At 59.0% G+C, this 9,851-nt stretch carries 10 protein-coding genes; 3 read left to right on the top strand and 7 right to left on the bottom strand.

Annotation, left to right across the window (positions count from 1 at the left end):
* On the bottom strand, positions 1 to 2,612 hold a 2,612-nt coding region (locus R6T97_RS09200; protein WP_410348997.1), incomplete at its 3' end, for a 4Fe-4S dicluster domain-containing protein.
* A gap of 38 nt (positions 2,613 to 2,650) precedes the next feature.
* Between R6T97_RS09200 and R6T97_RS09195 the strand changes: the two genes are divergently transcribed.
* From R6T97_RS09195 to R6T97_RS09185, 3 genes are all read left to right on the top strand, one after another.
* Positions 2,651 to 3,379, top strand: coding sequence for an HAD family hydrolase (locus R6T97_RS09195; RefSeq protein WP_410348996.1), 729 nt, complete (start codon positions 2,651 to 2,653; stop codon positions 3,377 to 3,379).
* A gap of 83 nt (positions 3,380 to 3,462) precedes the next feature.
* Positions 3,463 to 5,022 (top strand): trimethylamine methyltransferase family protein, encoded by a 1,560-nt coding sequence (locus tag R6T97_RS09190; protein ID WP_410348995.1) that lies wholly within the window; start codon positions 3,463 to 3,465, stop codon positions 5,020 to 5,022.
* Between the two features lie 242 nt (positions 5,023 to 5,264).
* The gene (locus R6T97_RS09185; protein WP_410348994.1) at positions 5,265 to 5,741 is read left to right on the top strand and encodes a CAP domain-containing protein; all 477 of its coding nucleotides are present in this window, start codon (positions 5,265 to 5,267) and stop codon (positions 5,739 to 5,741) included.
* Between the two features lies 1 nt (position 5,742).
* Here the strand turns inward: R6T97_RS09185 and dtd are convergent, their stop codons facing one another.
* The 6 genes from dtd to R6T97_RS09155 form a co-directional block, all read right to left on the bottom strand.
* On the bottom strand, positions 5,743 to 6,180 hold the full coding sequence (dtd, locus tag R6T97_RS09180; RefSeq protein WP_410348993.1) for a D-aminoacyl-tRNA deacylase: 438 nt from the start codon (positions 6,178 to 6,180) through the stop codon (positions 5,743 to 5,745).
* Positions 6,177 to 7,082: a carbohydrate kinase family protein gene (locus R6T97_RS09175; RefSeq protein ID WP_410348998.1), complete on the bottom strand. Its 906-nt coding sequence runs from the start codon at positions 7,080 to 7,082 to the stop codon at positions 6,177 to 6,179. The genes dtd and R6T97_RS09175 overlap by 4 nt, the downstream gene beginning before the upstream one ends.
* A gap of 18 nt (positions 7,083 to 7,100) precedes the next feature.
* Complete coding sequence (locus tag R6T97_RS09170; RefSeq protein WP_410348992.1) at positions 7,101 to 8,204, bottom strand: primosomal protein N' (replication factor Y) - superfamily II helicase; 1,104 nt, start codon at positions 8,202 to 8,204, stop codon at positions 7,101 to 7,103.
* Positions 8,205 to 8,639, bottom strand: a complete 435-nt coding sequence (locus R6T97_RS09165) for a hypothetical protein (protein WP_410348991.1) — start codon at positions 8,637 to 8,639, stop codon at positions 8,205 to 8,207.
* Complete coding sequence (locus tag R6T97_RS09160; RefSeq protein ID WP_410348990.1) at positions 8,639 to 9,199, bottom strand: cytochrome b/b6 domain-containing protein; 561 nt, start codon at positions 9,197 to 9,199, stop codon at positions 8,639 to 8,641. Before R6T97_RS09160 ends, R6T97_RS09165 begins: the two co-directional genes overlap by 1 nt.
* 13 nt (positions 9,200 to 9,212) lie before the next feature.
* A partial coding sequence (locus tag R6T97_RS09155; RefSeq protein ID WP_410348989.1) for an SPFH domain-containing protein occupies positions 9,213 to 9,851 on the bottom strand: 639 nt, incomplete at its 5' end.

The following is a 9,851-nucleotide window of genomic DNA, read 5'->3' as shown; positions in this document are numbered from 1 at the left end:
GCCATCGCAATCATTGGTGTGATGCCAATCCCGCCCCCCATCAGAAGCGTTTTCGATGCGTCCTCGACCAAGGGAAAGTGGTTGATCGGGCGCGAGATAAAGACCCGCCGTCCTTCTGCGAAGATCCGGTGCATCAGCTTTGACCCGTCGCGGCCTGCATCTTCGCGCAAGACCGCGATCTGGTATTTGCTGCGGTCGGCAGGGTCACCGCTGAGCGAATATTGACGGAAGAATTCAGGCGCGACGACCACATCGATATGCGCGCCAGCGGTCGCAGGGGGCAGGTCGCTGCCGTCGGGCGTGGAGAATTCGTATTTGGTTACGGTTTCCGACATTTTGACCGCTTTGCTGATCACGACGGGAATCACCGGTGTCTTGCCCTGTTGGGGTGCATAGATATGCTCGGGTGGCTGGCCCTCAGCGCGCCGCCTGCGGTGCTCATTTGCTGAAATCATTGCCTCATACGCCGCGATCCCTGCCTCGCGGTCCATGGGCGCAGGCCATGGGTAAGGTGGCGGCGCAAGTGGTGCAGGATAGACCGCCAGCGTTTGATCGGCATATCTGAGGTCAAGATCCGTTTGCAGCTTGCGTGCATTCACCGGATGACGGGACGTGCGATAGGCGCCGTCATCCTCCATCTCCAGATCCCACCACCATTTTTTGACCGGATTAATCGACCCTTTGCCCAGCCTGTCGTCAAGGGCGGCAAGTGCTTTGGCCGTCTGCGGTACAGTCATTGCAAGCTTGCGGAAAGGGGCTTCGGCGAAAAGCCCCTCAAGGTTCCACGGGCAGGTTTTCATGCAACGCCCGCACATCGCACCGTTCTTCTGACTGACGCGGTAGGTAGTGCATTTCTGGCTGTCTGATTTCCAGATTTCATAACCGTTGAACATCAGCTTCGGCCCTGCGGTGATGGCACCGGACGGACATTCGCGCGCGCATTTGTTGCAGGCGTCACAGAACTTTTGCAGGCCAAAGTCGATGGGCTTGTCGTGGGTCATGGGCATATTGGTGGTCACGACACCTGATTTCAAACGGGGGCCAAGGAATGGGTTCAGGATCACCTCGCCAATGCGGCTGACCTCGCCCAGTCCACACAGAAGCAGCAGCGGGGGATGCAGAACTTCCTCATCCATCACCGAATGGACGCGGGCCGTATAGCCAAGGTTGCGCAGATGCTGGGCCAGCACGCCCCCCAGTAGCGAAAACCGCAGATAGGCGCGCATGGATTGGGCGCAGGCAATCCAGTCATCGCCGGACGCGCCCTCCATTGTCTCGTGACCCTGATCGATAATCATCGAGATGGCGTTTTCGTGGTAGGGCGTGATCGGTGCGCCTGTCGTGTCATGGCTGTAATAGGCCCAGTCCGGACACGCCGAAAGACCCACAGCATCGACGCCAAGAAAGTAAAGCGCGGCCTTGATGTTCGCCGTATTGTTTTCGGGCGTGTCCGGCACAGGCGTGCCCGCAGCCTTGCCATCCTGCAGCAGCACAAAGGCCCCAAGTGACGGGCGAAACGCATAGGCTGCCGCTGATTTGCGCACGTAGTTGCCGTTCTTGGTGGCGTCTTGCACGTGCTTGCCCATATCCCCGAACAAGCCGCGTACGAACATATTGGCGCGTTTGGGAACACGGGCGACATTGGGGCGGTCGATATAGGTCGTGGGCTCATCCACGCGTTTGAGGGTCTCGAACGGATGCGGGCCCAGCGCGAAATCGCGTTTGGCAAAGGGATCACGCGTGCGAGCTGATTTGGCCTGTCTCCCAAGCCCCGTCTGATAGCTGACCGGTGGTTTTTGCCCGGCCGCAATCGGTTGGTCCGGTGTCATTTCCAGCGTCGTAGTGACCGCAGCAAGCCCGTACCGGTCGCCGGTGAACGGGTTGGACAGCGTACCATCCTCAAGCGCGACGAGGCCCGCAAGCGCCGCGAGAGCCCCCAGATGCACATCGGACGCCGCCATCGAGTGGGCCCGCGCATCAAACCCCAGCGTGCGGACATAGCTGGCAAGGGTCACTGCCGTTTCCATGCCGCGCAGACAGGCTCGTTGCGGCAGCGCATCTTTAATCCAGTCGGTGCCTTGTTCGTCGGTTTTCGGGGCGCGTGGATGATCATAAAGAAAAACCAGCGCATGGGTGTGGTGACGGCAATCCACCGGCGGCAAGGCCATGCTCTCGCGCAAGCCTGCCATGATCACGTCGATGCCCGCAGCAAGTGATTTCGGCTGGATCGTGCGCAACTTCTCGGCCAGCCGATCAACATCGGGGTTGGCAAGCGGGGTCTCCAGCCATGCGTCCTGCGTTATCTTGCAGACGCCGACCATGCTGGCGTCGCAATAATATCCGAATGCCTTGAGATGATTGGCCCGCTCGGCCGGATCGGCGGGGACCTCTGCGATCTCGCGTTTGACCATGCCGTCGCGGGTGGCATCCAACATAGCCTGATAATCCTGCATCGCGTTGATGATGCTTGCGGGGTCTTCAGGCCTGCGAAAGCAGACCCGTTCCATCGGCGGCAATGTAGATAAATCAACGGTTTCAATGCGCCGCAGACTTTCCAACGGAAAGGGACCAAGGTGCATGGGGCGGGTGGCGTAAGAACGGAGTTTCAACATGTCGATTGACACCGTCTTGCGGGCAGGGTCCGGTGTCAATGCATCAACAAGAGGCAGGTCACGTGATCAAGGGCATCATCTTCGACAAGGACGGTACGTTGTTCGATTTCAACGCCACTTGGGGCGCGTGGACACGAGGCATGTTGGAAGCCGAAACCGGCGGTGATCCTGTGCTCTTTGCGCGCTTGGCGGATGTTTTGGGGTATGATGTCGCGGCAGCACGTTTTCGGGCCGAAAGCATGGTGATTGCGTCGACAGCCGCAGAGTTGGCCGCCATGATCCAATCGGTTCTGCCCGAACTGGAAACCGGTGCGCTGTTGACGCGCATGAACGCAGCGGCCGCAGCCGTGCCGCAGGTAGAAGCGGTTCCGTTGCAAGACTATTTCCTGCGGTTGCGCGCAAAAGGGCTTCGGCTTGGCATCGCCACGAATGACGCCGAAGCGCCCGCGCGGGCGCATCTGGACCGCGCCGGTGTCACGCGGCATTTCGACTTTATCGCGGGGTATGACAGCGGACATGGCGGAAAGCCTGCCGCAGGGCAGTTGCATGCTTTTTGTGCAAAGACCGGATTGCCCCCTGGGGGATGTGTCATGGTGGGCGACAGTACCCATGACCTGCATGCAGGTCGGGCCGCTGGTATGCGCACGATCGGTGTCTTGACCGGACCAGCGCCCCATGCAGAGCTGGCTTCACTGGCCGACGTCGTTTTGCCCGATATCGGCGAAATCCCTGCTTGGCTTGAATCAGAAAACCTGCTGGCATCCTGAATCCGACATCGTCTGTCGGTTTCCCGTCATCTCTTGTGATCATGCTTTGCAATGCTGAGGTTTCAGCAACAAGGGATCGGCCCATGTCAGAGACAAGCAAATCACGGAGGCGCGGCGGCGGACGGGCCGGTGCCGCAAATCGGCGTGGCACCGCGACGATCGAGCAGATGCCTTGGCGTATCCCCGTGAACACGGACCGCCCGACGGAACCGCTCGGGCCGGAGGGCATAGAGGCTATCCATGATGGGGCGATGCGTATTCTCGAAGAGATCGGGATCGAATTTCTGAACGAAGAAGCGCTGGCGCTTTTCAAGCAGGCAGGCTGTACCGTCAACGGCACCAACGTGCGCATGGGCCGCGATTGGGTAATGGAGATGCTGGGCCATGCGCCTGCGCAATTCGATATCATACCACGCAACCCCAACAGGAAAATCACGATCGGTGGCAAGCATATCCTGTTTGGCAACGTCTCGTCGCCACCCAACTACTTTGATCTGGAGATCGGCAAGAAGGTGTCCGGCAGCCGCGCGCAATGCGCCAACCTTCTGCGCCTGACACAGTATTTCAACTGTATCCACTTCGCGGGTGGCTATCCGGTGGAACCTGTGGATGTCCACGCGTCGGTCCGGCATCTGGACGTCGTCTATGACAAGATGACGCTGACAGACAAAGTCGCCCACGCGTATTCGCTTGGCAAAGAGCGTGTTGAAGACGTGATGGAAATGGTCAAGATCGCAGGTGGTCTGACCGACGAAGAGTTCGCGGCCAAACCGCATATGTACACCAACATCAACTCGACTTCCCCGCTGAAACATGACGTGCCGATGATCGACGGTTGCCTGCGCTGTGTACGGCGCGGACAGGCAGTGATCGTGACGCCCTTCACGCTGGCCGGGGCCATGGCCCCTGTCACAATGAGCGGTGCGGTCACCCTTTCGATTGCCGAAGCGATCAGCGCGATTGCCCTGTTCCAATATGTCCGCCCCGGCGCACCCTGCGTTATTGGCACCTTCACCAGCAACGTCGACATGAAATCGGGTGCACCAGCCTTTGGCACACCGGAATATATGCGGGCAACCCAGATGACCGGACAGATGGCGCGGTTCTACGGTCTGCCCATGCGGGCCTCTGGCGTCTGTGCGGCGAATGTTCCCGACGGTCAGGCGATGTGGGAAACATCGAATTCGCTATGGTCTGCGGTGCAATCAGGTACGAATATCGTTTACCACGCCGCCGGTTGGCTGGAGGGTGGGCTGATCGCCTCGCCCGAAAAGTTCATCATGGATTGCGAGGTGATCCAGATGATCCAGCGGTATATGGAACCGCAGATTGTCGCTACGACCCCCGAGGATATCGCGTTGGATGCGATCAAGGAGGTAGGTCCGAACGGACATTTCTTTGGCATCCAACACACGCAGGACCGCTACGAAGAAGCATTCTATCAGCCTTTCCTGTCCGACTGGCGCAACTTCGAGGCCTGGGAGATCGCAGGCGGTGTCTGGACCGCAGAGAGGGCACACCAGACATTCAAGGATATTATTGCGCAGTTCGAACCACCGTCGATGGAAGATGCCGTGAGAGAGGAACTCACTGCCTTTGTGGATCGCCGCAAGGCCGAAGGCGGGGCACCTACGGATTTCTGAGAGCAAGGCGCCGTGCACCACAAGGGGACGACTGTTGTTGGCTGTTGCATGGCGAACGAACTTTTGCTTGAACATCTGATTGTTGGCCATTAGGCGACAATTCTATCTCCGGGCGTTATTGGTTTCCAAATGTGGAAGCGCTTTGTGTAATTGCCGCTGACCTGCCCTATCCTTGCCTTAGCGTTGCCGTGATCTTTGACGACCGTTAGGTTCAACTCAAAAAAATCGACGGGACAGTTCAAATGACACGCTTTGCAAGCATTTTGGCCGCAATGGCCGTCTCTTTTGTTGGTACAAGTGCGGCTGCGGCCAATTGTGTGGCTCCCACGAACGTGAACGAACTCGCAACCGAGATCGCGGCTGGTCTGAACCAAAGCAGGCGGGCAAACGGTGCAGCGCCTTTGCGGTTCAATCGCAAGTTGGGGCAGGCCGCTATGATCCATGCGTGCGACATGCTGGTGAACGATTTCTTCGATCACCGCGGTTCTGACGGGTCGCGTCCGCAGGCACGGGTCCAGAATGCCGGTTATAACGACTGCATCGTCGCCGAGAATATCGCATGGGGTTATCCCCGTTCGGAGCAGATTGTGACCGGCTGGATGAATTCCCCCGGTCACCGCCGGAACATGCTGCACCCGCGCATCGAAGAGTTTGGTGTCGGTATTACCCAAGGCCCCAAAGGACCCTATTGGGTGCTGGTTGTCGGCAGGGAGTGCTAGGCTAGACGTCCATCCAGATTGTCACCGGCCCGTCGTTTGTGAGGCTGACAGCCATGTCAGCCCCGAACGCGCCGGTAGCCGTTTCGATCCCCAAGTCACCCACATCCGAAATGAACTGCGCGTAAAGGGCCCGCCCGATATCGGGCTTTGCCGCACCCGAGAAACCGGGGCGGTTGCCGCGCGATGTGTCCGCTGCCAGCGTGAACTGGCTGACGATCAGGGCCGCGCCGCCGACATCGACCAGTGATTTGTTCATCTTGCCAGCTTCGTCAGCAAAGATACGCAGTTTGCTCACTTTTGCGGCCAATAGCTTAGATTTGGCGGCATCATCGCCTTCCATCGCGCAGACAAGGATCAAAAGGCCCTTGCCGATTTGCCCGATCACATCGCCATCGACGCGGACGGATGCATCGGTGACGCGCTGGATCAGCGCCCTCACAGCTCGGACGCCCAAGGCGGGTTGGCACCGGCGCGGCTGACGGTGATCGCCGCGACCCTGGCGCCAAAAGCGGCAGCGGCGCGCATGTCTGCTTCGGTCGCATCCCGCAGTCTTTCTTTGGTCAGATGGCCACTTTTGTGAAGTTGCGCCATGAAACCGGCACTGAAGGTATCACCTGCACCAACGGTATCAACGACCTTTGCCTTCTCGGCAGGCACGTCAAAAGCACCGCTCAAAGTCACAATACGCACCCCCGCGCTACCGCGTGTCAGCAGAACCACCTGCGCGCCTGTCTGTTCGAGCAGCGCATCAGCGTCGGTACTTCCGGTCATCCATTCAAGGTCCTCGTCTGATGTCTTGATGATGTCGGCAGCCGCCATCATGCGCGTAAGCCGTTTGCGATAGGCGGGTTCATCGGTGATGAAGGACGGGCGGATGTTGGGGTCGATCATGGTCAGCCTGTCTGACGCTTCGCGCAGCATCAGCGCCTCGTAGGCGGCACCGCAAGGTTCCACCACAAGGCTGATCCCGCCAAAAAAGAGCGCATCTGCATCGGTCTTGGGCAGGTCATTTTCAAACAGCATTCGGCCTGCGGTATTTTCATCATAGAACGCATAGGATGCGTGTCCGTCCGTGAGTGTGACAAATGCAAGGGTCGTGGGCCGGTCCGAGACGGCAGCAGGGCTGCTGTCGACATGCGAAGAGGCCAATTGCCCGCGCAGGATATCGCCGAACAGGTCCGACGACAGCCCTGAGAAAAACTGCACCGGCACATTCAGCCGCCCCAGTGCGATGGCGGTGTTATACACCGATCCACCGGCATAAGGCGCGAATGCACCTTCACCCGTTGCCGTTTCACGCGGCAACATATCAATCAGGGCTTCACCACAGCAAAGGATCATCAGGGTCACTTTCCGGCTTTATTGACTGTTGGCGATAACAAATCCAACGCCAAGGGCAAGGATAAGTCCTGTAATAACCGCGAAAGCGATCTTCCAGGCGGAATAGGGGCGCTCTCCTTGTATACGGCCCGTTTGACCGTTCACGACAAAACGATAGGTCTGTCCGCGGTATTTGTAAGCCGCAAGCCAGACAGGCAGGAGTATATGTTTGAAGGTCACATCCTTCACCGTCGTATCGACGGAATGCACCCGCTGCGCATCGCCGCCGATGTCATATTTCACGTCGCGGTGTATCATCTGGTCCATATAGGCGCGGGCTTCTGCGAAACCGTCGGTGAGTTCGACCTGATAGCCCTCAGCCCTGAAGCCGGCGAGGTACTCTGGATTATAAGGTTCAAGTGCGGAAAGGTCCCAAGGCTGTAGCCTGTCGGTGTATTGCTTTGGCAGCGAACGCGAAGCCAGCACCAGCACATCATCGAAGAACCGCGCCACGCGGCCCGCGGCAGGCCGCCAGCGGGTTTTGCGTACCCGCACATTTTGGCGTTTGCCGTCGCGTATCACGGTCTTGGTGACATAGTAGTGTGTGCCGCGCTGGCCGGTGTACTGACTTTTCGTATCTGCGTCGAAGGTCCAGTACGGAACATAGATTCCATTCATCTTGCGCCCTTTACGGGCATAGTCGGTCAGACCATTGGGCGCGAACCAAAGGCTGCCGAGCCAATCCACCAAGGATTGCCGGGCTTGCGCTTCATCCATGACGAACGGGACAAGGCCGCGCGGTTTGATATGGCGGTGCGTCCCTGTATCAGTGACGACAGGGGTCGCGCAGAAAGGACATTCGGCAGCGTGAACATCAGGATCGAACTCGGTCTGTGCCCCGCAATTCGGGCAAGTGCTCACTCTGGTCTCTTCGATGTCCTCGGTCGTCAACTGCTGGTGGACAGCGCGCTTGAAATCCAGCTCGACAATGGCACCGGCCCAAGGACCCGCGCTTTCGATCTCTTGGACGTTGCCGCAGTGATCGCATTTCAGTTGATGATCGGTCGGGTCGAACCGCAGGTCAGACCCGCAACTGCCGCAGGGAAAGTGATGTTCGCTTTTGGTGATCTGTCCGTCTGTCATCTAAAGTATCTTATGCATGAAGCGCGGCATCATCACCCGCAGCGCACCGTCAAAAAGTACATTGTGCCGCCAGAAGTGGAAAAGGCCGTGCATGGCACCCGCTGCCAACAGAACCAAAAGCGCCACCCAGCCTGTGTCATGCGGCATCCAGCCAAGCAGGGCAGCGGCATTGAGCGCGACAGCAGCGGCAAGCAACGCGTACATGCCCCGATGCATCCACGGATAGGCCGCACGCATCGTGCCCGTCAGCTTTGGTCCCGGTTTGCACATCATGCCCTTGACCAGCGCCATGCCGATCCAGACGGCGCCGCCAAGCACAAAGGTCCAGCGGACCCACGCCTCGGATGTGCCGCCTTTGACCATGACAAGCACCAGCATCAGCGTTGACCAATGCAGCAGGATTGTCAGCCTGCGCCGTGTTATCGAACGCATCATCAAAGGAACCTGTGAAGGATTTTGGGTGCCATGATCCTCAGGGCGTTGTCGCGCAGCCGGAAGTGTCGCCAAAGGTGAAACAGTGCATGCATGCCCGCGATAACCGCCAGCGCATAGAACTCGATTTCGTGCACCTTGCCTATAAAGTCGTTCGCCTGTGGCAGATCAAGTGGTGGGGCGATCGGAACGATCCCGCCTGCCCAAAGCAGCACCGCCGATGTCAGACCCAACCCAAAGCCGGTCAGTGCCACCAAGAAAATGCCCCAGATCAGCACCTTGTGCAGAAGTTGATGAAACGGACGGACCTTGGCGGGAAGTTTCGGCCCGGGGCGGCTGGCTAGCCCCTTGCGCATGTAATCGACCGTCCAGAAAAGCGCCAAACTGACAAATGCCAGCCCCATGACCGAATGAAATTGAACCGCCGCCGGGCCCAACCGTCGCACGTCGCCGGGTTGTACAACGACAAACCAGACGAACAAAGGCACCATCAGCCAGTGCATCCATTTGAGGTAGACACGCCGGTGTGGCAGTCTGGACGCTATTTTGGAAAAGGTCGACATCGCCATCCGCGCCCTATGCGCCGGGCGGGGGCGGTGGCATGATCGTAAAGAGTTGCGCCAGTTCGATCACATCGCCTGCCGCCTTCCAGCCATCCTGACCTTGGGTCCAGACCATACTGTTACGGCTCAGCGTGCCTTCGGTTACCATCCGGCCCATGGCCGCCTTGGAAAACGGGCCGGTCACGTCGCCACCTGTAGCGATGTGCCAGACGTGTTCAACAGGCGGCGGCGGTGGCGGCGCGGCCGCTGTCGAACCCCAAGGTCCACCCTGTGCCATCTGGTTTGCCATCGCCATGCCCATACCGGCACCCAAGCCTGCGGCCATACCGCCGCCTGCGGGGTTGCCTGCGGCGGATGTCATCGCTTCGGCTGCGGAATACTGGGTGAACTTGCCCAGATCACCGGCCAGCCCCATCGACGTGCGCTTGTCCAGCGCGTCTTCTACCGCAGATGGCAGGCTGATGTTCTCGATATAAAGCTCGGGGATCGTCAGGCCGTATTGCTTCATGGTGGGGTCGATGGCGCTGGCGACCAGCTTGCCCAGATCGGCAGTGTTGGCCGCCATATCCAGCACAGGGATGCCGGACTGCGCGATCACGCGGCTGAATTCCTGCACGATGATGTTGCGGATCTGATAGCTGATCTCGTCCAT

It is taken from the genome of Yoonia sp. (assembly GCF_046498525.1).
Lineage (GTDB): Bacteria > Pseudomonadota > Alphaproteobacteria > Rhodobacterales > Rhodobacteraceae > Yoonia.
Note: the sequence above shows the minus strand (reverse complement) of the source record. Positions and strands in the feature narration are given on the sequence as shown.

Bases quoted from the DNA above. Each gene is read 5' to 3' on its own strand.
- R6T97_RS09190 (WP_410348995.1), top strand. From the start codon at position 3,463: ATGTCAGAGACAAGCAAATCACGGAGGCGCGGCGGCGGACGGGCCGGT.
- R6T97_RS09160 (WP_410348990.1), bottom strand. From the start codon at position 9,199: ATGTCGACCTTTTCCAAAATAGCGTCCAGACTGCCACACCGGCGTGTC.
- R6T97_RS09175 (WP_410348998.1), bottom strand. From the start codon at position 7,082: ATGATCCTTTGCTGTGGTGAAGCCCTGATTGATATGTTGCCGCGTGAA.
- R6T97_RS09185 (WP_410348994.1), top strand. From the start codon at position 5,265: ATGACACGCTTTGCAAGCATTTTGGCCGCAATGGCCGTCTCTTTTGTT.
- R6T97_RS09165 (WP_410348991.1), bottom strand. From the start codon at position 8,639: ATGATGCGTTCGATAACACGGCGCAGGCTGACAATCCTGCTGCATTGG.
- R6T97_RS09195 (WP_410348996.1), top strand. From the start codon at position 2,651: ATGCATCAACAAGAGGCAGGTCACGTGATCAAGGGCATCATCTTCGAC.
- R6T97_RS09170 (WP_410348992.1), bottom strand. From the start codon at position 8,204: ATGACAGACGGACAGATCACCAAAAGCGAACATCACTTTCCCTGCGGC.